16 protein-coding genes are annotated in these 24,396 nt (G+C 39.1%); 3 read left to right on the top strand and 13 right to left on the bottom strand.

Annotated elements, in window-relative coordinates; genetic code table 11:
- Positions 1–232: 232 nt before the first annotated feature.
- Positions 233–1,393 carry a DUF1887 family protein gene (locus tag R3X26_RS01345; RefSeq protein ID WP_317715316.1) on the top strand — a complete coding sequence of 387 codons (1,161 nt, stop codon included), beginning with the start codon at positions 233–235 and terminating at the stop codon, positions 1,391–1,393.
- Positions 1,394–1,568: 175 nt separating this feature from the next.
- On the opposite strand, the gene udp is transcribed toward R3X26_RS01345, so the two are convergent.
- The 5 genes from udp to R3X26_RS01370 all read right to left on the bottom strand — a co-directional run bounded on the left by udp (position 1,569) and on the right by R3X26_RS01370 (position 8,220).
- Positions 1,569–2,327 (bottom strand): uridine phosphorylase, encoded by a 759-nt coding sequence (gene udp, locus R3X26_RS01350; protein ID WP_317715317.1) that lies wholly within the window; start codon positions 2,325–2,327, stop codon positions 1,569–1,571.
- A 222-nt stretch (positions 2,328–2,549) separates the two neighbouring features.
- Positions 2,550–4,889, bottom strand: coding sequence for a zinc/cadmium/mercury/lead-transporting ATPase (locus R3X26_RS01355; RefSeq protein ID WP_317715318.1), 2,340 nt, complete (start codon positions 4,887–4,889; stop codon positions 2,550–2,552).
- Positions 4,890–4,997: 108 nt separating this feature from the next.
- Positions 4,998–5,471 (bottom strand): response regulator, encoded by a 474-nt coding sequence (locus tag R3X26_RS01360; RefSeq protein ID WP_317715319.1) that lies wholly within the window; start codon positions 5,469–5,471, stop codon positions 4,998–5,000.
- Between the two features lies 1 nt (position 5,472).
- Entirely contained in the window at positions 5,473–6,798 is a 1,326-nt protein-coding gene (locus R3X26_RS01365) for an ATP-binding protein (RefSeq protein WP_317715320.1), read from the bottom strand.
- Between the two features lie 3 nt (positions 6,799–6,801).
- Positions 6,802–8,220 carry an SLC13 family permease gene (locus R3X26_RS01370; protein ID WP_317715321.1) on the bottom strand — a complete coding sequence of 473 codons (1,419 nt, stop codon included), beginning with the start codon at positions 8,218–8,220 and terminating at the stop codon, positions 6,802–6,804.
- A 418-nt stretch (positions 8,221–8,638) separates the two neighbouring features.
- Here R3X26_RS01370 and R3X26_RS01375 point away from each other — a divergent pair, with 418 nt between their 5' ends.
- Positions 8,639–9,598, top strand: coding sequence for a transposase (locus tag R3X26_RS01375; protein ID WP_317715322.1), 960 nt, complete (start codon positions 8,639–8,641; stop codon positions 9,596–9,598).
- A gap of 307 nt (positions 9,599–9,905) precedes the next feature.
- Here the strand turns inward: R3X26_RS01375 and R3X26_RS01380 are convergent, their stop codons facing one another.
- Positions 9,906–10,322 carry a CBS domain-containing protein gene (locus tag R3X26_RS01380; protein WP_317715323.1) on the bottom strand — a complete coding sequence of 139 codons (417 nt, stop codon included), beginning with the start codon at positions 10,320–10,322 and terminating at the stop codon, positions 9,906–9,908.
- Between the two features lie 1,012 nt (positions 10,323–11,334).
- Here R3X26_RS01380 and R3X26_RS01385 point away from each other — a divergent pair.
- Complete coding sequence (locus R3X26_RS01385) at positions 11,335–12,351, top strand: LacI family DNA-binding transcriptional regulator (protein WP_317715324.1); 1,017 nt, start codon at positions 11,335–11,337, stop codon at positions 12,349–12,351.
- 74 nt (positions 12,352–12,425) lie between these two features.
- Here the strand turns inward: R3X26_RS01385 and R3X26_RS01390 are convergent, their stop codons facing one another.
- The 7 genes from R3X26_RS01390 to R3X26_RS01420 form a co-directional block, all read right to left on the bottom strand.
- Complete coding sequence (locus R3X26_RS01390; RefSeq protein WP_317715538.1) at positions 12,426–15,518, bottom strand: GH116 family glycosyl hydrolase; 3,093 nt, start codon at positions 15,516–15,518, stop codon at positions 12,426–12,428.
- Between the two features lie 94 nt (positions 15,519–15,612).
- Positions 15,613–18,024 carry a GH36-type glycosyl hydrolase domain-containing protein gene (locus R3X26_RS01395; RefSeq protein WP_317715325.1) on the bottom strand — a complete coding sequence of 804 codons (2,412 nt, stop codon included), beginning with the start codon at positions 18,022–18,024 and terminating at the stop codon, positions 15,613–15,615.
- Between the two features lie 68 nt (positions 18,025–18,092).
- The gene (locus tag R3X26_RS01400; protein ID WP_317715326.1) at positions 18,093–19,184 is read right to left on the bottom strand and encodes a sn-glycerol-3-phosphate ABC transporter ATP-binding protein UgpC; all 1,092 of its coding nucleotides are present in this window, start codon (positions 19,182–19,184) and stop codon (positions 18,093–18,095) included.
- A gap of 130 nt (positions 19,185–19,314) precedes the next feature.
- Positions 19,315–20,181 (bottom strand): carbohydrate ABC transporter permease, encoded by an 867-nt coding sequence (locus tag R3X26_RS01405; protein ID WP_317715327.1) that lies wholly within the window; start codon positions 20,179–20,181, stop codon positions 19,315–19,317.
- Between the two features lies 1 nt (position 20,182).
- Positions 20,183–21,106 carry a carbohydrate ABC transporter permease gene (locus tag R3X26_RS01410; RefSeq protein ID WP_411572377.1) on the bottom strand — a complete coding sequence of 308 codons (924 nt, stop codon included), beginning with the start codon at positions 21,104–21,106 and terminating at the stop codon, positions 20,183–20,185.
- 150 nt (positions 21,107–21,256) lie between these two features.
- On the bottom strand, positions 21,257–22,504 hold the full coding sequence (locus R3X26_RS01415; RefSeq protein ID WP_317715329.1) for an ABC transporter substrate-binding protein: 1,248 nt from the start codon (positions 22,502–22,504) through the stop codon (positions 21,257–21,259).
- A 17-nt stretch (positions 22,505–22,521) separates the two neighbouring features.
- Positions 22,522–23,526, bottom strand: coding sequence for a LacI family DNA-binding transcriptional regulator (locus R3X26_RS01420; protein WP_317715330.1), 1,005 nt, complete (start codon positions 23,524–23,526; stop codon positions 22,522–22,524).
- Positions 23,527–24,396: the final 870 nt, after the last annotated feature.

Genomic DNA, 24,396 nt, shown 5'->3' on the forward strand with positions numbered 1-24,396 from the left:
TTCATACCAATTATTTTTTTTAGTATGCGTTATACCCCATTAAATCACAATATTAAAACCGATTTCGTCACCTCATTTTTTAAGGCAATTTGAAAATGAGATGAGGGTGAAATCTTCAAGTCTCGCCCTTGTTTTTTAACGAGTTAATCCCATATGTTATATATTAGGCCAGCGAATCTTTTCACTCTCATGTTTATGCAGGCCGTTACTTATAAATTTGTAAGGATGTTAGATGGCTATTCATGTCGGAATAATTGACAAAGATCCTATTCGCTTAATTACGCCTCTTTTTGATAAAAGGGCGATTTGCGAACATATCATATTCATTGGTGATAAGAGCCAACATGCTATTTTCCAACGCCTAAAATACGTACTAGATAAGCGTGACATTAAAGCTGAGTTCTTTGAAATTCCTTCAATTGTTGATACTCCGCTTATAATCAAGGCGGTCCATCAACTAGAAGAGAATCTACTTCAACGAGGATCTATTATTAAACTTAATGCCAGTTGTGGATTAAGACATCGACTACTAACCGTGTATGAAATGTTTCGACGTAATGACTGGGAGATTTTTGTTGTAGAACCAAATAGTGACAAAATATGTTGGATTTATCCTGAAGAGTATAAAGATGCTCAACTACAAGACCACATTACAATCTCAGATTACTTAACCGTTTTTGGTGCTAGAGCAGAATTCAATGAAGTAGAAATATCAGAGAATCTAGATCAACAGCTTTATCAACTCGGCAAACGGTGGGCTGGCAACGCTTTAGAATTAGGCCCAGGTCTTGCTACGTTAAATTACCTTGCTACTACGTGTCGAAAAGAACAAAAGTTAGATGTAGCATTAACTGAAAAACAGCAAGGTTACCGTGAGGTTAACATGCTGCTATCAGATCTCGTTGATACAGATCTAGCCACGTATAAAAATGGCGTATTAACGTTTGCCAGTGAGGATGCTAGACGTTTTTCAAATGGCGAATGGTTAGAAACGTTGGTTCACAGTACTGTAAAACAAATTCAAGACGAACTCCCTACCATTCAAGACCATTCATTAAATGTTCAGGTATATCGCCAATTAGGCGAGCGTGAAGTAAGAAATGAACTCGATGTTGCTACAGTAGTAAACAATAAACTGCATATTATTGAATGTAAAACCAAAGGTATGCGCGATGATGGTGACGACACTTTATACAAATTAGAATCGTTGCGAGATTTGCTTGGTGGAATTCAAGCAAGAGCAATGCTTGTCAGTTTCCGCCCTCTTAGACACAATGATATCACTCGTGCAGAAGATTTAGGGTTGGCGTTGATTGGCCCAGACGAATTAAAAGATTTAAAAACACATTTAGCCAATTGGTTCAGCGATGCTGGTGGTCACGAAGAAGTCTAGAAAGTAATGTCATTCAATATCACAATTGAATCTACACACATTTATCGTGCTTAATAATATTTATAGTACTTAATAATATTTATAGTACTTAATCGCATTGAGACTAAGGCTTATCCTTGGTCTCGATGCGATATTCCTATCATGTACGCAAGTAATCTTTACAGAAAACTCAACGTTATAACATCTTACGTGCAGCAGAAATCACCACTTGAATAGAGCGTGTTTCTGTCTCTTTTAGCGTTACATGGTCTGGGATTTCTTTTTGAGTTCGATTAATAATAACACCAGCGACACAACCTGCTTTTAAACCAGAACTGGCACACATAGTAAATAACGTTGCTGATTCCATTTCAAAGTTGAGTACCCCCATATCTTGCCATTCTTGCATTGAACCTTGGAAACGCTTGACCACTCGACCTGAAAACGTATCGTAACGTTCTTGGCCCGGATAAAAAGTATCACTCGATGCGGTAACGCCCATGTGTACTTTTGCACCAGACTCTTCTACCGCTTCTTTCATTGCCGTTGCCACTTCGAAGTTAGCTACGGCAGGAAACTCTAGTGGAGCAAAATGAGTACTGGCACCATCTAAACGAACAGAACCGGTAGAAACAATCATATCACCAACATTTACATCAGATTGAATAGCTCCAGTCGTTCCGACACGCAAAAATGTACGCACGCCACACTGGGCTAACTCTTCTACCGCAATAGATGTAGAAGGGCCACCAATACCAGTTGAACACACCACAACAGGGCTACCATCCAATTCAGCTAGGTATACATTATATTCACGATGACTTGCTAATTGGATTGCATTTTCCATTTCAGCTGCGATTTTAGGCACACGATCAGGGTCACCGGGAATAATCGCAACAGTTGCGCCCTTAAGATCGGCCGCAGTAATACCAAGATGAAATACAGGTTGGGACATAAATTGCTCCTTTAATTGGCGTTAGCATTTTTCTAACCCAGAATATACACAACGTTTACCCTTAAACTGTAGCGGACAAACACTATAAAGTTAGTGATTAAAGTCACACATATAAACAATTACAAACCAAGCGTTACATATTAATGGGATCTAGATCTCATTTAATTGTTAAGTTTAATCAATAAACGGTATGTTACTGCATATTTAATCTTAGCAAATGCATTAAGAACGCAGTAACCTTAATGCATTTACTGTAACCAAAAATGTCGCACCACTATCGGCTAATACTGCCATCCATAAGCCAGTGAGCCCTAAAAGACTAGTAATTAAAAACACCAGTTTTAGACCTAGTGCTAACGCTATATTCTGCCGAATGTTTGTAAGTGTGGCCTGAGACAAAATAATAATATCTGCAATATCTGTCAGTCTGTTGTGCGTCAATGCTGAGTCTGCAGCTTCCAGAGCAACATCGGTTCCACTGCCCATTGCTATACCAATAGATGCGGCTTTCATTGCTGGTGCGTCATTTATTCCATCTCCAATCATCGCAACATGATCTTCCTTCGCTAACTTCTGGATCTGTTTAACTTTATCCTGAGGTAACAAACCTGCTTTGAATTCAACACCAATTAGGTCAGCGATAGCTTTGGCACTTCGAGCATTATCACCAGTGAGCATTAAAGTACGAATTCCTAATTGATGTAACTTAGCAATCCCCTCTTTAGCATCATCACGTAACGTATCTTGCCATGCAATAAGCCCTATTATTTCGCTTATTGGTGTTAAGTCTGTTCTGACCACGACAACCGCCGTTTTTCCAGCTTGCTCCAAAGACTCAATTTGTTGCTGAACAAAAGGAGAAAGAGACAGTGTCACCTTACTTGGCGCCACTATCTGATAAGACACTCTATCAATAACTCCGCTCACCCCAACACCAGCAATCGCACTTTTGTCATGCGCATCGAATAAATTCAACTTTTGACTCTCTGCATATTTTACTAAAGAACGAGCAAGAGGATGAGTTGAGCCTACTTCTATTGACGCTGATATTTGAAGAAGTTCATCACGATTAATATCAGCATACGGCAGCACGTCTGTTACATTTGGTTCGCCTTTGGTTAAGGTACCCGTTTTGTCAAAAGCAATGGTTTTTATTCGACCTAATTGTTCAAGTGCCGCTCCACCTTTGATTAATGCGCCTCTTTTTGCAGCAACCGCTAAACCTGAGGTAATAGCTGCAGGTGTTGAGATAACCAAAGCACAAGGGCAGGCAATTAATAGCAGAGCCAGTCCTCTATATATCCATGTATCCCATGGCTGAGAAAAAATTAACGGAGGGGTGATGATCACGAGAAGAGCCAACAACATCATTGCCGGCGTGTACCAGCGGCTAAATTTATCTAAAAATCGTTCTAGTGGTGCTTTGTGAGATTCTGCTTCTTCAATTAAATGCAAGATACGGTCAATCGCATTTTCACCTTGTTGAGAAGTCACATTCAAACGAACCACTTTATCCACAACAACTGAACCTGCCATGACTTGATCACCTGCAAAATGTTCTACGGGGAGTGATTCACCTGTTAAAGCACTCTCATCAAAACTGGCACTAAATTGAATCACACCATCTGCAGGTAAGCGAGAGCCCGGAGAAACTTCAATCATATCGCCAGGAACCAATGAGCTTACTGAAACTTCAATTCTTTCATTATCAATAATTTTGATCGCTTGTTCGGGAACTAACGACATCAGCGACTGGACACCACTTCTAGCGCGAGAAGAAGCATACCCTTCTAATTTTTCACCTAATAAAAATAGCAACAGCACCATTGCAGCTTCGGCACTTTCACCAAGATATAAAGCACCAATTGCAGCGCAACTCATCAAGGTTTCAATCGAAAATGGCGAACCTGATTTGGCTAACGCTAAGGATTTTTTAGCAATAGGAATAAGACCTAAAAGACAAATGGCTACGAATGACCAATGACTAAATTGTGGAAAGACGCTTTGTACAGCGAAGGAAAACGCCATAGCGACCGCAAGGGAAATCACCGTAATATTCTGTTTGAGAAGCGACTGAGTGCCAAGCTCTTTGGAAGCAGCCTGATAATCGCTATTATCATGTAATATAAAACCGTTGTCGTTTACAACTGCCTCTACTTGTTCAAGTACAGACGTTCTATCGTATTTCACTACTAACTTTTCCGTAGCAAAAAGTACTTTTACTTCAACTACGCCACTAAGACTGATCACTGCTTTTTCTATTTGTCGAGCACAGGCAGGACAGTCCATTCCTTCCACTTTCCAACTTTGCGTATACAGTGACTCTATATTGGTGAAATCCGACGTCTTTGCCGTATCTTTTACACTACAATTGCTACTTTGTTCACTAGAGCAACATGAATCATTAATGCTATCACAACACGCATCACTACTATTGGTGCAACAATTATCAGTTTCACTAGGAACAACTTTAACAGCTGTAATTATTGGGTTAGAAACCTTGTGAATATTATTTATTATCGGCGTTGTCGTTGCTTGACAATCTTTATTTTTGCTAACCATGGTATCTCCGTTATTCCATTTGAAACAAATGGTATTGAATGGATACCACAAGCATAAACCTTGGAGTAAACTCCAAGGTCAAGCTTTAGTTTTTGGCATACACAAAAATTATCTTAAACGGGCCAAAACTACATTCTGGTCAAGGTCACCTTGGTAATCTGTATAATCAAGTCCTTGGTCAAAAATAAATTCAGTAATGAGTGTTCTCGCACGTTCCCGTAAAACATCTGCACTCCAAGGTTTTTCAAAATAACTCTCAATTCTTGCTAAATTAATAGCAGTAATCGTATCTTGATGTGTGGCTTGCCCGGTTAACAAAATTTTCTTCGTGGTGGAAAATCGCTGGTCTTGTGATATTTCCGTTAACAGCTCGACCCCTGTTTTGCCTGGCATCACATGATCAGAGATAACCAAAGCGACAAATTCACCATCAGAATCAAATTCATCCATCAATTCTAATGCTTCATCAGCTGATTCGCAGTCTTCTATGTTTAACCAAGTACCTAATGGAGCAAGGTCTTGTAATACTGCGCTTAATACTTCACGCTGGTCGTCTACACATATCAGGTTTAACTTGTCCATATTATTCCTCGACAGGTAATTTGATTCTAAAAATGGTTTTTTCTGTACTGCTTTTAACCGCAATACTTCCGTTATAGCCACTAACAATTCTACTTACAATCGAAAGCCCAAGCCCTAAACCAAAGGATAATCCACCTTTTTTTGTCGTAAAATTAGGTTGAAAAATCTGTCGCCTTGTCGACTCATTCATTTCCGGGCCGTTATTCGATATCGTGATTAAAATACGTTGATTAACGCAACGAGTCGCAATATCTATCATCGGTTCAGGTGTATTTTCCATGGCGTCACATGCATTTTTTATTATATTGGTCCACACCTGCACTAATTCAGTTGATGACCCTTTGAATTGAGGGAGATTGGCAGGGCTCAAATGTACTGTTACTCTCCTCAAATCACTTTGTAGTAACGCAAGCGCTTTGTTTATTGATTCATTAATATCTAGCCATTCATCAGTATCGATATCGGTACGTCCAAGTTGTTTAACCGACTTAACAATACCGACAGAATGTTTGGCTGCTAAACGCATATCATGCAAATCACGGCCTATTTCCCAAAAACGAGCGGCTTGGATTGGATTATCTAGCCACTTTTGTGGCACTTCTCCGCGAGGTAACGCCCGCGCAATAGATTTAGCCAGCGGTTTAGATATAGAAAATTGCTGCTGAATTTCCTTTGTTCGTTGACGTATGTCACTAGAACTAGCAATCTGTCCTTGAATTAACCCTTGTTGTAAAAAAACATCCGCTTCTGGATGACACTCTCCTAATAACTGAATAATAACCGATTGCATTCTTTCAGTTTTACTATTAAGCACTCCAACTGCATTGTTGAGCTCATGAGCAATCCCAGCAGCTAACTGACCTAACGTGGTCATCTGTTCAGCGGTATAAAGCTTTTGTAACGCCTCTTCTTTTGCGATCGATTCACGCATCGCTCTCATCTGGCGTCGCGATAACTCATTAACAATCACTGGAGTAAATTGAGCGGTTAAAGGACCATAATATTCCGCTTCCACTGCGACTGTGTTGGTATCGATCCAAGCTAAATCGACGTCAGTTTTAGCTAACACTGTCGACGATGCCACTAGGGTTTCAGAAAAAAAGCTGTGTACGCCTAAAAAACTGCCTGCTGTTCCATTAAAAACTTTGATCTGATGTTCTGTTTCTTGGTCAAAAATATACCCTTCTATCTCCCCTTGCCACACATAGTAAAGCCTTTCATTAGTCGAACCTTGCAATATAATTGACTCTCCCGCCGTAACCGTTAACCTTCTTTCGGCTTGGCTAAAGTAACATCGAACCAAACGATTGAGTTTGTTTTCATTCATAAATTATCCGATAAAACCAACGACGTTTAATATCCAAACCAAGAGAAAGCTACCTAAAACACCAATAACTCCCATAATCACGCCTACTTTTGCCATCTGACTACTTTCAACATTACCCGTAGCATGAGCCAGTGCATTTGGTGGTGTACTTATAGGTAAAGACATACCCAAAGAAGCAGCGAATGTAACCACTAAGATTAACGTCATTTCACCCCCTAAAGGAGCAAGAGATGTCATAGAAGCACCTAAAGCTGCCATAATGGGCATAAGTAAGTTAGCAGTAGCGGTATGAGACATAAAGTTTGCCATAGTCAAGCACAAGAAAGCCGCACCAAACAAAACGATATAAGGAGAGTAAGCATCAAAGGGAATACTATGTACCATTAGCCTAGCTAACCCTGTTTTATCTAGCGCCAAACCAAGCGCGATACCACCAGAAACTAGCCACAACACATCCCAAGATATTTTCTTAAGATCCTCTTTATTGATAATGCCAGTGATGGAGAAAATTGCGACAGGAATTAAAGCAACAGTGTAAGAGTTCATGCCGTGAATAGAGCCCATGAGCCATAATAAAATCGTTAACCCAAAGGTAATATAGACTGTTATGGCTTTAGGTGTCTTTAGGAATTTACCTTTAATATTCAGATTAATCGCTTTTTGGTTAGCCCCATATAGCTTGTTGATCAGAACCCAAGCAATCGCCATCATAATCACCACAAACGGTACTCCGAATGTCATCCATTCACCAAAAGTAATTAGGTTATCACCAACCAAATATTTAAGTGCAATAGCATTAGGTGGAGTACCGATGGGAGTACCTATGCCACCAATGTTAGCGGCTACTGGAATACAAAGTGCGAAAGCAATACGCCCAGGATCACCTCGCCCAAATACCGCAAGTACAGGTGTCAAAATAGATAGCATCATTGCTGTTGTCGCCGTATTGGACATGAACATAGAGAAAATGCCAGTGATCAACATTAAACCAAGCATGACAAACTTAGGATCCGAACCAAATGGCTTGAGTAATACCCGAGCAAGATTTACATCTAGACGATATTTGGTAGCAGCCATTGCAAGAAAAAAACCACCTAAAAACAACATAATAATCGGACTAGCAAATGTTGCCATTATATCTTTGTAGCTAAGCAACTCTCCAAATTCGGCTGTTCCTTCTGCAAGCCTGAAAAAAATAATACCTTTATCAGAGAGCATCAACAGTTCTAGAACAATAATCACAACCGATGTCGCATAAATAGGAATTGGCTCGAATACCCAACATAGAGCAGCGAGTAAAAATATGGCAATAACACGCTGTTGTATAAGTGTCATACCTTCAAATGGGAAAGCAGACAAAGGTAATACTAGAATGAATAAAGGGATAACTAAAGGAATAAGATACTTCAAATACTGTCGCATAATGTGGCTATATTTCCATCTTAGAGGTGACAAAATTAAGATTGGTGACTACCAATCCATCTATCCTCATTATGTGATAATTCGACCCTTGTTTTTGTAGTGATAGATCAAACTTCTTTTAACTCAGGTATAAAAACCATTAAAAAAGTAGTGTTCCATGATACACATCAGTTTAGTTGCGCAGTCATCATTGCCGCAAACAAGGACACACACCAAAAGTAACAGTTCAAAAACGGGATTGGCCCCATTTCAAACACCCACTGGTTAGCAGATACTCAAATACAAGCAAATACAAGGACACACACCAAATAGTCTGAGAAAACGACTGGTTTTCTGTCAAGCTTGTTCAATTTCTACACACTCAACTGTCTTTCATTACTCATCTTGTTATCGTGGTACAAAACACATAAGGATCACCATGACGACGGCACGAAAACAACTCATTTCTTTGGAAGCAACAGCCTATTATCACTGTGTCTCTAGATGTGTCAGGCACAGTTTTTTATGCGGTTTTGATACCGCCTCCAATATCAACTATGAGCATCGACGAGAGTGGGTTGAGCATAAAATACAAGCGCTGACTTATACTTATTGCATCGATATTTGTGCCTATGCCGTAATGCATAATCACTATCATTTAGTGGTACATATTAATCGCGATAAAGCTAACGCACTGTCTCAGTTAGGCGTAGTTCAACGGTGGCAGTTTCAACATAAACTGCCCGATTTAATTCAACATTGGCTGAACCATCAGCTAACCAGCCAAGCAGAGCAAAAAAAGTGTCACGAAATCATTGAGGTATGGCGTACACGATTATGGTCGTTAAGTTGGTTTATGAAAGAGCTCAACTACGACATTGCCTGTAAGGCGAATCAAGAAGACCAATGCACTGGGCACTTTTGGGAAAGTCGATTCAAAAGTCAGGCTTTGTTGGATGAAAACGCCCTCGCGGCCGCAATGACGTATGTTGACTTAAATCCGATTCGTTCTGGTGTAGCAAAAACAATTGAGGCGTCAGAATACACGTCCATTAAATTGAGGTTAGAGACACTCAACAGTGATGAGTTTACCCCACCGTGCTTGCATCCATTCATTGGTCAATCAGACAACAAAATGCACAGTGGTCTGCCTTTCAAATTACTCGATTATCTAGAATTAGTTGACTGGACAGCAAGGCAATTCCGAGAGAACAGAGCATCGATGGGTGAAACCTTGCCCCCGATCCTACAACGATTGAATATCAACCAACAAAACTGGTTACATGTCTGTTCTCGATTGGAACAAAAACGAGCAACAGCCATAGGCTCTGCGAATAGCCTGATCCTAGCAAAAACGGCATTTGATCGAACTAAAATTCACTTATATAAACTCGAATAAAATCTTAGTGAAAATAGTATCTCCCCTCCCTACGCCAGTTTAAGACTGGTTAGTCTTCTTACTATTTGGGAATGTAAATAACCACAGACTTTCTCTCCAACATCAACTTATTTATTCATCTACATGTAGATTGTAACAACACCATTTATTTTAAACTCATTTCTATATTTTGCGTTTTATGGTGTGTGTCCTTTAATACTATTTATTTCCGCTTCTCTAAAAAAGAATATTTGGTGTATGTCCTCAAATCAAGAAACCAACCCAAAGAAGGCACCTAAACACCTTCTTTTGCATTACAGCATGATGATTACAATTGATTTTTAAAACTAGTTTGTAGTGCTTTACCTATTGCCTTAAGTACATCTCGTCGCGTAATAATGCCTAACAACTTACCATTACTAACCACTGGGTATACTTTTGGCTTGCCTACTTTCATCATATCCGCCAATTCAAATATGCCCAATTCTGGACTAACAGAAAGCACTTCTTTATACATGCAGTCACCAACAATATGTGTCTCTTGACTTGTATAAGCAACCTTCATCAAATTACTCAACAAATCTTGTTCTGATAAAAATCCAATAACATGACCATCTGAGTCGACAACAGGTCCGCCGAGATGCTGCGACTTCATAACCTTATCTAAGGCAGCAGAAAGAGACATTTCTGGGCTAAACTTAACCGCTTGATGAACCATATAGTCTTTAACTTTCAATGTTTCCATGGTGAAGCTCCTTAAACCTGTTATGTTACTAACTATTCATTGACGTGTATCTTGACTATCAATAAATAATATTTCTTTTATCTATATTGTTGTCTAATTTGCTGATATTACAAATAGATACCACCAATTTGTTTGATTAAAACTAACTATTAATAGGTATAGAAGTGACCGTCAATCCCTTGAAAGCCTTTAAAATTCAGTACTTGTACAAATAATTATATACATCAGAACTATCTGTATTTAATTATAAATTAAAAGCCAACGTTAAAGTTTGACACTCAAATCATGTGGTTTCTCTTTTGTCTAATGTAGCGTCTTTTCGCCATAGACAAACGATTAAACTGATCGATATTTCAAAAAATAGATAACGACTTTGGTTTCTATTTATATTGGGGAACGACGGAGGATATTAATTGGGATGAGTAATCAATGGGCTAGAATGATTGTTTATTCAAGCTACTTTATTCGTCTACTCTTTGATAACACCTAACCTAAACCATGAAAGAAAATCATTATTGATATTAATAGAACCAATCTAATGTTAATTATTTATACAAGAGAAAATTATTTCCTTCTTACTTACTCACTAAATTATAGATCCATGAATTCATCATCTAAATATATAATCTCCATTATCGTAAAAAAAACTATCGACCTAAATAAAAACAATAAGTACCAGACAGATAAACCAATACAAAAAACGACAAATAAAAATTAAAAACAACAACTTAAAATCAACATCCTTCATTTGCATTTTATAGAAAGATAAATTTATACATTTACACTAAAAATAGAACCCATCCAATTTATGAATCATTTCTATATAAAGAAGATAAAACAACACCTTTCATAACAATATTAATAATTAATAAAAACAACAGTTAATTATTTTTATTAAAAAATCACTCACTTGTGATAATATAAAAGCCAGATAACAAATTGATGACTGTCCTTTTAACTAACTGTCCTTTTAACTACTAGTCCATCTAACGACTATTCAGGCTATTAAATTATGCGAAAGAAAAAAGAAACCGCTACGGTATATGATGTAGCTAAACTAGCGGGAGTTTCTCCAGCAACGGTTTCTCGTTTTTTAAATAGAACAACTTACGTTTCTGATGATAAAAGTCAAAAAATTGAAAATGCAATTAATACTCTAGATTACAAACCAGTTTACCAACAAGCTCAAACTGGAAATCGTCGCACAATGACAATCGGGGCTTTAGTCCAACATCCGGACAGTCCCTTTACCAGTCAAATACTGAATGATATGGAGAAAGTTCTTATCGCTCAGGGGTATCAGTTGACTATTGCCTCTGGTCACTGGGATAAAAAAATAGAGACTCATGCCTTAACCAGTTTAGCGCAACAGAATATTGATGGACTTATAGTCGTAACCGGCAACTTAACTAACAAGCAATTAATTGATTTTTCAGAGAAAATACCGGTAATTGCGGTTGGTTATGAAGTAAAGGCAAACAGAATCCGTTGCATTAATATCGACAACGAATTAGCGGGGTATATGGCTACTTTACACCTACTTCAGTTGGGGCATACAAATATTGGTCACATTAAAGGGCTCGCAAGTCAACCTGACTCATTACATAGGTTCGAAGGTTATAAAAGAGCCTTAAAAGAAGCAGGGTTAAGACCAAACCAAAGGTTAATAAAGCAAGGCGATTTTAGTTCAGCTGTCGCTTATCAACAAACAGTACAACTATTGAATGATGAAAAAGCCAAAGTTACCGCTATTTTTGCCGCCAATGATCTCAGTGCCTATGGCGTGATTAAAGCCATTCATGATAATGGTCTAAGAGTACCTGATGATATATCCGTTATCGGTTTTGACGATTTACCAACGTCTGAATATTTTACGCCTGGATTAACCACATTACGCCAACCAATAGAAGCGATTGGTACCGTTTCAGCGCACTCAATATTAAACTTTTTAAGTGGTGAAAGACATTCTAGTCGCTTGCCCCCGATCAATTTAATCGTGCGGCAATCTACCCAGAAACTAAACAAATAATCGACAAAAAGACCACCTTCATCGGTGGTCTTTTTATTAACACAAGAACAAAATTTTCCACTTTAAAATAATGGTTACAGCGCCTCAGGCAAATAAGAAAATATCATTCCAGGTCTAAAATAACGGCCTGCGGTATATTTCAAACCTGTGTTTTGTAACCACACATGAAGTTTAGCAATAAACTTACCATCGATGACCGTGTCTACTTGATTAGAAAACACACTGATATCATCAGAAATATATGGATTCACTCTACAGTCGTTTAGCAAACACTCGGTTTCGATTAATCTAGCATGCCATTTTTTAGCCATGTCTTCATCAATATCAAATTGATCACACAATGCTTGAACGGAAACAATAACTGAACAGTTAAACCCTTCTGGAGCTGCAAAAGGGATTTTTGACTGGTGATAAAGAGCGTCATATACCGTATCCATCAATTCTATTGCTTGGTCATTTTTCCCTGCAAGCCGTAACGCTGAAGCGACACTAAACTGAACGCCAATCCATACATCTTGAGCTTGAAATGCTTCATGCGGCAAACCATTTGCCAATGTCATATTCGCCACGCCAAGTTTTGGACTATTTACTTTAAAGTTAGTTTGGTAGACATAATCTAGTGCACGACTTACTTTTTTCTCACTAAATAGGCCGTTCATGCCTAATAATTTAAGATAACTATCAGCTAACAACGCATCGCCAAAACTGTTGTCAGAATCCATATCAATAATCGCACCGTAAGCGTCCGTAAATGCTTTTGGTGCAAGTTGTAAAAGCTGTTTTTTAGCAGCACGACGAGCTTCGACTTTACTCTGACCATCTGTTTGCGGAACTTGATCTAAATAATCATTTACAATCTCTTTGTCAACGATCGTATTACCTGTTAACAATAAGCCAATTGATGTAAGAGGTTGATAATTTTGTCCAGTCAAATGTTTCGCCTGCACTGGCGTTACATAGAAATGGAAATAACCTTTTTCTTCATCCCATAAGCCTCGTTCGAGAACCATAAGTGAAGCATTAGCCCGTTCACTATAGCCGTCGGCTAAATTAGTCTCATCCATCAACTTTGCTAATTCACTAGCTGCATGCAAACCTGCGACCCACAAGCTGGCACAATAAACAGAAATACCATGCGATGCTAAGTTATCAAAGGTGTCATCAGTGCCTCGGGTCAGTGGTAACGCGTCCCCTTCTTCAATAAGATCCACTAGGTAATCGACGCTTTCTTTTACTGCTTGCCAGCATGACTCCACTACTGAGAGGTCACCAGTTTGCTTATAGTGACGATAAACCATCAACACATATTTTGGTGCAAGATCTTTCCATTCCTTTACATTGTGCCAAGTATAAGCGTCTGGCTTAATGTCAAAAGGACTACCAAGATCATGAATAACCGCCCCTCGAATTGCTCTTACCCCTTGATATTTACTATCAATTAATTCTGCATTCGGTTTATCTTCGTATTCCCAAAAACGACGTTTAGTTGGGTCTTGTGCCAGTATTGCCTCTGAAAACGCTTTCATCACACAACCATCTAATTCAGGCAGTAAATACAATAATGAAAATGAACCATAAAAATAGACGTCAAGTGAGTTAAAGAAAGGATAGTCAACACACTCTTTAACTAGAAATTTATCTTCAATATCCCAAACGGTTGATTCAGCTAAGAAAGACAACGTATTCATTGCCATGGTTGAAAAATTGACAGCAGACCTGTTGTCGCCGATTGCTTGTTTAGCCTGCTCAAAATAGCGCTGTTGCTGAGCGATAATTTGTTGCTCTATTGAGTCTAAATCAGCCAGGTTGTCTTGCAAGATAGTCACTGCACGATTGTCTTGAGAGTAAAATTGCGCGTAAGCTTTTTCACTTTGCCAGTCTTGCAGCAAAATTTTGCTGTGGTCCATAACTTGGACAAATCTAACGTTTAAACTTTGATTAGGTTGAAGTTCTAACTGCACCACCACCAAAGCAGACATTGCTTCTCTGCCGCTATAAATTCCGGTATCAAATGCACTGTTAACACGACCACTGTTAAGTGCATCGATCACTGCATCTTGCTCATTAACGCTGTAAACGGTTGGTTTAGTTGAAACGGTAATATTTTGCGAACTTACCAACGAAGAGTCGACTTGAACGCCAAACAAGACTTCTCCCTCAATATCCGATTGATAAGGAGATTCGGTAGCGAGCAATACACCAGAAAAGAAACCATCATCGGTAATTTGAGCGGTATAATTGCTATGCGACTGTTTAATTGGGTTTTGTGTCAATACGCAAGCAGAATCTTGAACGCCAGGGCGTTGTTTTGCATACGTCGACCCTATCAAATTTTTTAAAGATTGAACTATAGTGACGGTTTTAACTTGCTTGGTTAAATTCGTTACTTCAAATTCGTTCCAATGCATAGGTAATGAGCATAATTTTTTATCGCCACGTACTATAGGTGAAACCACTTTTCTTTGAATGCTAATCTCTTCAAATGCCGAATATCGATATTCGGCTATCGGATAAAGTGCTTGGTACTCAATATCTGTAGCGGCAATTGCCTCGATACTTTTCAGATTTGAGTCAGCCGTGAGTGATTTACTTTTAGCCGTTTTATTTATTACATGGCCATTAAAGAAATCTAGCATAACTAAGAGTTGAGTATCTATTGAACGGGCATCTTGTTTAATTGCAGCTTGAGTCTTGCTAGTAAACTCTATTCTCCATTTAGTGAAATATTCCGCGTTATCTGCATAAAAACCACCCGAATTAGCTGCATTTTTAATGGCTGTTAGCGCCGTATCCGAACTGGTTAAATCCAGTGTTCTACCTTGGAACAAAGCGGGGTAAAAATGGATAAACTGACTCAACTTAGCAAAATCCGCTATCACTAAATGCTCTGTACTGATTTCATCGGCAACAGATACAAAAAAATCATTAAGATTGAATTGGTTATCATTGTTATCGATGTAAATACCTGGAATAAAAGAAAAACTTGGTGTATTACCCAAAGGCGTTAACGTAAATGTACTACCAATGCCACCAATCGCCATTCCGGTATTGCTCGGCGTAGTTGAAATAGGGGAATACCAAGGTTGAATAAATTCAACCGCATTACCTTGTGCGCATATCTGTTCTGAGACTCCAGAAAAACTCGTATACGGAATTGTATTTCTCATCATCAAAACCTAATGTAAATTCTATTTAGACAGAGCACCGGTTATCTTCTATGTATGTATAAATCAACCTTGCAAACTCAGTGCTCTATCGGATTTAGCCCAGTACTACTTCAACTTTATGCTCACCAGTAGTAAAGATAGGCGCCTTATTACCTTCTATCGACTCACCATTGACCAACATGCTTTTTACTCCCTTACAAACTGAATTAGGGTTAGCAACATGAATATGATAAATCGCACCGCGGAATTTACGTTTTACGCTAAATTCAGGCCAATTAGCAGGAATGCAAGGATCAACAACTAAGCCGTCAATTTCTGGTCTAACACCCAAAATCCATTGTGTGCCAGCAACATACGTCCAAGCCGAAGTACCAGATAACCATGCATTTCTACCCAGACCAAATTGTTTATGTTCGTCGCCCAATATATTTTGTGGGTAACAATATGGTTCCGACTCAAAGGTATCAAGCTGATCGTTTTTCGACGCTGGATTAATCTGGCGGTAATATTGATAAGCACGCTCACCGTTACCCATTTTTGCTTCTGCTATCATCACCCATGGGTTTGAATGCAAAAATATACCGCCGTTCTCTTTCGCTCCAGGCGGGTAAGTGGATACTCCACCCAATCGAGGTTCGAAGCCGTTATAACCAGGTGTAGATAATTTAATGCCATTGTCAGTATTCAGTTTATTATTCACTGAATCCAATGCTTGTGTTGCTCGTTGCTTGGTTGCAAAACCTGATATAACCGGCCAACTCTGGCCATTAGTATAAATTTTACCTTGTTCATTTTGCTCTGAACCAATGGGATGACCGCTTTCATCATAATAGCGAACATACCATTCCCCGTCCCAACCATGTTGGTTGACAATAGCTTGCATATGTTTGTATTGAGCGGAAAACTGTTCAGTTAATTGACTGTCTTGACGTAACTTACATAGATCCAGCATATCCAGTAGCGCTTTACCGTACATGTTTGCCACCATCAAGGATTCAGCGCCGGTTGGCAAATTAACCGTATCATTCCAATCAGCAAAACCAAGTAATGGTAATCCGTGTGGTCCGGTATTGCTGCGAGTAAACTCAATTGAACGGCATAGATGCTGCCAAACACTGGCGTGTTCTAATGGTAGCTCATCGCTGCCTTTTTCATAAAACGGAATGATTTTATCTAAAAACTGATGATTGCCCGTCTCTTTCACATACTGTGTGACAGCAAAAATGATCCATAAATGATCATCGCCGTAATAGTTAGGACGATCTTCTTCTTCCCTAGAATCACCTTCATTGGCTTCCATTGTTGATGGGAAAAACTGGTGCATAGCAGAACCATCACGCTTTTGCACTGATAAAAGGCGTTCCATTAGTTCTCGTGCTTCTTCTGGCATATGTGCAATCACACCTAGAGTATCTTGTGAGGAATCACGAAATCCGATACCGCGTGCGCCATAACCAAGCTGATACAAAGACAAATAACGAGACCAATTCTTAGTGGTGTGACATTGACGTGGATTATGCACATTAAGCATTGAGTTCATCGAATCATCTGGCGTGTCGACTTGCAGTGTGTCCAAATAATTATCCCAATCTTGCCCAAGTTCAGTGAAAGCTTGATCAACATTATTATGATCGCGATATTTAGCCATTAATGGCTGAGCTTGAGCAAAGCTCTCTTGTTGAGTCAATTGAACGACGGTTCTCTCGGTTGCCCCCTTATCTAACCAACCTAAGCGTAAGTTCAATGCACCAATATTATCTCCGCGCATACATTCAGAATTGCCTAGTTCTGGATTGTTTAGCGCCATCGGAGCCGCCCAGCTTCCATAACCAAAATCACCTAAAAATTGTTGACGATCACCATCAAACGAAGTAGCAATTCTATCGGCTGTCATAAGGTTGACCGCATAATCGCGTTTCATAAACGCATATTGTTCTAACACAATGTGCCCTGACTGCTCAGTATGCGCATTTAATGTCATTGTTTGTGGAACCCAGTCAGCATTGAGTAACTGTTTTAAAGCATCAAAATGGGTAAATTCATACACAGGAACAACATCAACATGTAATTCTTGGTCTGATATATTGGTGATTTTAATATCTTGTAAAAGCACCTGATCATGTTTCGGCACAAAAAACGTAACTTCGCTACGCACACCAAACGCTTCAGCAACAAATTTGCTGTATGAAAGTCCAGTATGATTTTCAAACTTATCTAATGGCTTAAGAGTCGGCGTAAAAAATGGTGAAAATATCTCTATATGTCCAGCTTTGTTACGCACTTTTAAATATAGGGTTGAGCCTTTGAAATCCGAATTGGGCATTTGCGCTATATATTTTGTGATACGATTTAATGCAGGGTCTCCCTTGCATAACAGTACTCCACCATTACTATCAACGATTCCACCAAAATCAAGTGTACCGACATAGTTACTCCACTTAATTGGAGTGACTGGAGTGGTTGCAACATACTCTTTTTGCTTATCATCAAAAAAGCCAAATTTCATCTTAAATCCTTAGGTGCTGCCCTAAACAACAGCACAAATAAACCTTAATCTAAATTCTATCTATCTGGTTAAACCGCTAGCGACTTACCACTCAAAGCATCAAACAAATGTATGGCATCGAGGTCGATATACAAAGTAGCGCTTGATACATCCACTTCTGCTGCTTGCGTTTCAACCATCATTTGTTGATTCGCCACAACGGTTTTCAACAAAATACTGGCACCCAATAGCTCTTTGTCTTTAATTGCTACCGGCACAGGTAATACTCTGTCATGGTCTACTTGTTCGCTGCGTAAATGCAGATCAGTTGGACGAATACCTAAATGTAAAGCTAAATTTTTACTAGCGTGAGCTTTAAAACGTTCAGGTAATGGAATAGAAATATCACCCAATTCAATCGCCCAATCGCCATTAGTATCAACCAGTTTTGCATCAAGCATATTCATTGATGGGTTACCGATAAATTGAGCAACGAACTTGTTAGCAGGACGTTTGAATACATCCGTAGGCGTCCCTACTTGCTCAACATAACCGTCTTTTAAGATGACAATGCGATCCGCTAATGTCATGGCTTCGATTTGATCATGAGTAACATAGATAGTGGTGGTTTTTAGTTCACGGTGAAGCTGTTTTATCTCTTCACGCATAGTGCCACGTAATTTGGCATCTAGGTTGGATAAAGGCTCATCGAACAGAAACACTTTCGGCGTTCTTACCATCGCTCGACCCATTGCCACCCTTTGACGTTGTCCACCAGACAACTCTTTGGGTTTACGATCAAGTAATGGATCAAGCTCTAGCATTTTGGTGGCTTTTCGAACTTCAACATCAATATCCGCTTTTGCCATGCCTTTTAACTTCAGAGCAAATGCGATATTTTCATATACCGTCATATGAGGGTAAAGCGCATAGCTTTGGAACACCATTGCCAAATCTCGGTCTTTTGCATCAATTTTGTTCATTAGCTTGCCGCCAACGTAAATCTCACCTGCGGTAATACTCTCTAAACCCGCGAGCATACGCAGAGTGGTAGACTTACCACACCCTGATGGTCCAAGAAACACGACAAATTCGCCATCTTGAACTTCAAAATCAAACTGCTTCACTACTTCGACATCACCGAAGGATTTTTTAACATTTTTAAATACTACATTCGCCATAATTTTGTCTCCGCTCGTAAATGTTAAGCAACACTACTCATTCCATTTACGCCGCATTAAATAATCGTCATGTTCTGTTAATTAATAAGAGCTTATCTAATTGATCAAGTCTCACCACTTATAGACCGTTTTAGCCTTTCACCGCACCTGAGGTTAATCCGCTTATCATCTGCTTGGAGGCAAACAGGTAGGCAGTGATCAACGGTAATATAGAAATAGTAGTCCCAAGCATTACCGCACCCCATGGCGTATTTGGTATGCCTTGAACACTTCTTAGCGCCTGAGTGATCACGTAGTTTTCTGGAGTGGTTAGAACAACTAAAGGCTGCATAAATGAGTTCCAGAAAAACACGAATTGAACAATAGCTAAAGTCGCTAATGCCGATTTCATCAATGGCAACACCACACTCCAATAAGTTCTAAATTCACCCGCTCCATCTAACTTCGACGCTTCTAAAAGTTCTTTAGGAATCGATGCAATAACGTGTTGACGCATCAAGAAGATACCAAATGGTGTTGTTGTGAACGGTAGCCATACCGCCATATGGTTATCCATTAAGCCTAAGAATTTAACGATCATGAAGTAAGGTATCAGGCTCAACACAGGCGGTATCATCATTGACCCTACTAACATGCCAAACAGCACATTTTTGCCCTTAAATTTAAATACAGCGAATGCGTAACCGCCCATACTACAAAACAGTAATGAGATAGTGGTACCTAAAAAAGCCACATAAATACTGTTAAACATCGCTTGCCAAAAAGGCATAATTTCCAGCAATTTTTCATAGTTAACCGTTAAGCTATCACCCATCATCAAACTGATGCCAGTTCCGAATATTTCTGAACGATCTCTTGTTGATAGTAATGCTGACCATAAAAATGGGAACACGGTAATCAACGCTGATACGATTAGAATTGCGGCTAAAGCAGCCAATAAAATTTTTGTAATCAGTTCTGACACATCAGAACTTGGCTTTAGTGCAGATAAATTCATCTTATTGTTCCCCCAAGCCTTTTTTACCAAAGAATACAAATTGAATCGTTGTAAAGAATGCAATAAGTGCGAATAACAACCATGAAATAGCAGACGCTGTCCCCATTTCTAGCCACTCCCAACCCACTTTATATAGATACATAGAGATGGTTAAACCCGCCTGTCCCGTACCACCAAGACCTTTGGTTAATACAAATGGTTCTTCAAACAGTTGTAAGTTACCGATAATGGTCATAGTGACAGCAAAGAACACGAATGGACGAATCATTGGTAAGGAAACATGCCAGAAACGATGTAGTGCATTGGCACCATCCATTCTCGCTGCTTCTAAAATATCTTTCGGAATAGTCATCAGGCCAGTGGTATATAGCACAATGTTAAAACCGGTGTATTTCCAAAAGACCACGATAGCAATCGAAGGCTTGATAAACGACGCATCATCCAACCATCGAATAGGCTGATAGTCATTAATCCAAGCAAACGCCCAACCAAATAATGAGCTGTCAGCCAACCCCATTAACGCTTGGTTAATCACCCCAGAATTAGGTGAGTACATATTGAAAAAGATAAGTGAGGCAGCAACGGTAGAGGTAATGTAAGGCAAGAAATACGCCGAAGTTAACCAATGACGAAGTCTGTCACCAAGCGACACCAAAATATAAGCAACAGGAATAGCCACAAAGTGTTGAGCAACACCAGAAGTAATCGCTAACCAAAAAGTATTCTTTAGCGAACGCCAAAGCCAAGGGTCTGTTAATGCAATGCTGTAGTTTTCCAAACCTACAAAATCCATTGCAGCTAAACCTTCTACTGGGTTCCATGTATGGAAAGACAAGTAGACTGAAAAAAGTAGCGGAAAAATGCCAAAAACAGAAAAAATAACTAAAAAAGGTAGAAGGAATCCATACGGTGTAAGCGCTTTCATATTTAACCATGAAAGAAACCCTTTCTTCTCAGAAAGTTCCTCCTGATTCGACAACCCTGTATCCTTCATTGCCTGACTCATAATAACGACCTCACTAGAATGAGGCGCTGTCCTAATGGGACAGGCACCTCGATAGTTTACTTAAATATATTACTTAAGGTTACGTGTACGACGTAAAATTAGACGCTCGGCTTCGCTAAGCGCTGTTTTGATATCTTTGCCTTCATCTAATACTTCCATCAACGCATTTTCCATGATGATAGACTTGGCTACGTGGTCACCTCGACCTGGTTGAACTGGTTTGATGTTTTTTGCCACTTCAGCGAACAATTGACGCGCTTTTTGACCACCTAAGAACTCAACTTCTTGGTCAAACAATGCATCATCATAAGTTGTGGTGTTAGCAGGAAATGCTGAAATAGTTTCAAAGTGTTTAAGCTGAACATCGCGATTCGTTGTCATATATTCGATCAACTTCCATGCTTCGTCTTGCTTAGTCGATTGCTTAGGAATTGAAAGGAAAGACCCACCCCAGCTGCCATAAATGCCATCAGGAAGGTTTGATACACCCCATTTGCCAGCGGTTTCAGGGGCAATCCAATTTTGCAGGTGACCTAATAACCAAGCACCAGAAAGTTGAGTGGCAAAAGTACCGTTACGAAATCCTTCATACCATTCGTTAGACCATGCGGTAATACGTGCATCTAAGCCCTCATCGCGAATCTGCTTGGCGACTTCGAATGCATGAACAAAACGCTCTGACGTTACAACTGGCTTACCATCTTTATCAAAATAGAGCCCTTCACCTTCAGGTACGGTAGTAAAGATGATCGCTTGAGCAACATCAGCAGCAGAAGCAATAAGATAAACACCATCTTGTTTTAGTTGTTTACCGTATTCAATATAAGAGTCCCAATCCTTGATTACTGCTGCTTGTTTAACGCCTTCTTTATCAAGAATATCCGTGCGGTAGTACATTACACCAGGACCTAAATCAACCGGAATACCATAAACATTACCGTCACCACCTTTACCTTGAGTCCATGCATACGGTGCAAATCGCTCCGCATATTTATCAGCGCCATACTGCTCTGATAAATTTACTAAACCACCAGAAGCAACAAAAGGACCAATTTTTTCAACGTCAACAACAATAACATCACCAGCACCAGAACCCGTTGCCAAGTTGGTGGTTAGCTTAGTATGGTGATCACCATGATTATTCATCAAATAGTCAACTTTAATGCCAGATTCTTTTTCAAAGTCAGGCAAAATTACTTTTAAGCTACTATCAAAATCTGGAAAGCCGTCAAATCGAATTGACGTATCAGCCGCATTTGCAGTAGCAGCAAGACCTAGCGCTACGGCACTGGATAAGGTAAGAGTCTTCAGGTTCATCTTATAGTCCTTCATTATTATAAATGAGTTGCGAGTTTCTTCACCGAGTCTCGAATAACAAGAGCAGGCGAAAGTTTAAAATCTACTTTAGTTTTCTTCTTAATAAGTTTCTGAAGGATAAGTTGCACCGCTTCAGTACTCATTCGTTCAATAGGGAAATCTATGGTGGTCAACCCTGGAGTAAGGTATCGAGCAAATAAAATATTGTCGAATCCAACCAGTGATACATCTTGTGGAACCAATAAATTGGCTTTTTTCATTTCTTCAAATGCGCCAAAGGCCATATGGTCATTAGCTGCAAAAACCGCACTAAAACGGCAATCACGGTTTAGAAGTTTGTACATAGCACTTGCGCCAGTTTCTTCAGTGAATCCTGCTTCCACTACGCGTGATTCGCAATACTCCAACCCAGCATTTTCCAGTGCATCACGGTAACCTTGCAGACGACCTCTAGCATCAGATTTAGAAAGCGGCCCAGTAATACAAGCAATTTCTGTATGTCCCATATCAATTAAATACTTAGTCGCAATATTGGCTCCTAACTCGTTATCTAATTCGATACAACTGGTGGCAAGTTCAGGAATAAAGCGATTCATCAAAACTAAATTGATCCCTTCATTATCTAAATTGATCAAGTAATCGTCTGAAACATGCTGAGTATGTAAAATGACCGCATCGACTCGACGACTTAATAAAAAGTCGATCGCTTCTAGTTGGCCTTGCTCATCATTTGAGCCTGAAGTCACCACTAGGTGATAGCCCAAACGGCGCAGTTGATCTTCTATAGCTTGTAGCATTCTTGAGTAAAACGCCGACAACTCAGGTACAACCACACCAATACTACCTGTTCGACTTGACGCTAATGCTTTAGCAATAGAATTAGGCCGATAGCCCAATGCTTTAATTGCTTTTTCTACTAAAAGTTTTTTGTCGTGACTCACTCGACAAGAACCATTCACAACTCGGGACACTGTTGCTTGTGAGACGCCAGCATGCTCTGATACATCTTTAATCGTCGTCATTACTTTTGCCCCCTTTCAGTTGCTTTTTGTGGAAATAGATGGAGTAATAAAATCAGTTAGCTTTACACTATCAACTGCTTGTTGCGCACTTTAGCGTGACCAATAAATTCATATTCGAAACCGCTTTCATGCAGCGAATAATAGAGTAATCAAAATAGTAATTCGTGAACTTGCTCACATTGAAATTAAGGTCAAGAAGCTAAATTCAAAAAACTTGAAAACACCAACAGGAAACACTAGCGCTGTGAAACTGTTTCATGGATTGTGGTTTCATGATAAAACTCAACATGTAGAAAACCTCGAACTCTTCGTACAAATAAAGAGAACAAGAAACCAATGAAAAATAAAGAAAACCTAAAGATTTAAAAATAAAAAGGGTGCCTAAGCACCCTAAAAAACACAAGTAGACATGTCGTTTAATAGAACAATATCAAATAAAAATAAAACATAGGATTATTAATACCACACCCCACCGCAAAACTACAAACATCAGATATAACTAACAGATTAACCACTAATTAAATTAAAACCATCAAGTTATTAACATATATAGAATGAAATAAAAGAACGCTGGGATAACAATCATAAATTTAATATTCAAAACAAAGAGTGAGTTATATCACGCCATCTGACTTTTTATTCTCTATGAAATCTAAAACTCAATACTTTAAAAATAAAAGAAATACAAGTTGCTGTTTTTATACAATTTAAAATTTAAAAACCTAAAACGCACCATTTAATATTAGTTATTGTTTCATAAAAAAATGCAAGTAAGCAGACAATCTAACAAGAAAATCAACTGGAAATAAATAACAGAAAACTTGCCATACAAAAATATAGGGAAAGTAAAAAATCCAAAAAAACAAATCA

This window comes from Vibrio sp. TH_r3 (assembly GCF_033101115.1).
Classification (GTDB): domain Bacteria; phylum Pseudomonadota; class Gammaproteobacteria; order Enterobacterales; family Vibrionaceae; genus Vibrio.

What these genes read in the sequence shown, in the direction of transcription:
- R3X26_RS01410 (WP_411572377.1), bottom strand. Translation starts at nt 21,106, where the DNA reads ATGAAAGCGCTTACACCGTATGGATTCCTTCTACCTTTTTTAGTTATT.
- udp (WP_317715317.1), bottom strand. Translation starts at nt 2,327, where the DNA reads ATGTCCCAACCTGTATTTCATCTTGGTATTACTGCGGCCGATCTTAAG.
- R3X26_RS01365 (WP_317715320.1), bottom strand. Translation starts at nt 6,798, where the DNA reads ATGAATGAAAACAAACTCAATCGTTTGGTTCGATGTTACTTTAGCCAA.
- R3X26_RS01390 (WP_317715538.1), bottom strand. Translation starts at nt 15,518, where the DNA reads ATGAGAAATACAATTCCGTATACGAGTTTTTCTGGAGTCTCAGAACAG.
- R3X26_RS01360 (WP_317715319.1), bottom strand. Translation starts at nt 5,471, where the DNA reads ATGGACAAGTTAAACCTGATATGTGTAGACGACCAGCGTGAAGTATTA.
- R3X26_RS01355 (WP_317715318.1), bottom strand. Translation starts at nt 4,889, where the DNA reads ATGGTTAGCAAAAATAAAGATTGTCAAGCAACGACAACGCCGATAATA.
- R3X26_RS01370 (WP_317715321.1), bottom strand. Translation starts at nt 8,220, where the DNA reads ATGCGACAGTATTTGAAGTATCTTATTCCTTTAGTTATCCCTTTATTC.
- R3X26_RS01380 (WP_317715323.1), bottom strand. Translation starts at nt 10,322, where the DNA reads ATGGAAACATTGAAAGTTAAAGACTATATGGTTCATCAAGCGGTTAAG.
- R3X26_RS01345 (WP_317715316.1), top strand. Translation starts at nt 233, where the DNA reads ATGGCTATTCATGTCGGAATAATTGACAAAGATCCTATTCGCTTAATT.
- R3X26_RS01405 (WP_317715327.1), bottom strand. Translation starts at nt 20,181, where the DNA reads ATGAATTTATCTGCACTAAAGCCAAGTTCTGATGTGTCAGAACTGATT.
- R3X26_RS01400 (WP_317715326.1), bottom strand. Translation starts at nt 19,184, where the DNA reads ATGGCGAATGTAGTATTTAAAAATGTTAAAAAATCCTTCGGTGATGTC.
- R3X26_RS01375 (WP_317715322.1), top strand. Translation starts at nt 8,639, where the DNA reads ATGACGACGGCACGAAAACAACTCATTTCTTTGGAAGCAACAGCCTAT.
- R3X26_RS01395 (WP_317715325.1), bottom strand. Translation starts at nt 18,024, where the DNA reads ATGAAATTTGGCTTTTTTGATGATAAGCAAAAAGAGTATGTTGCAACC.
- R3X26_RS01420 (WP_317715330.1), bottom strand. Translation starts at nt 23,526, where the DNA reads ATGACGACGATTAAAGATGTATCAGAGCATGCTGGCGTCTCACAAGCA.
- R3X26_RS01385 (WP_317715324.1), top strand. Translation starts at nt 11,335, where the DNA reads ATGCGAAAGAAAAAAGAAACCGCTACGGTATATGATGTAGCTAAACTA.
- R3X26_RS01415 (WP_317715329.1), bottom strand. Translation starts at nt 22,504, where the DNA reads ATGAACCTGAAGACTCTTACCTTATCCAGTGCCGTAGCGCTAGGTCTT.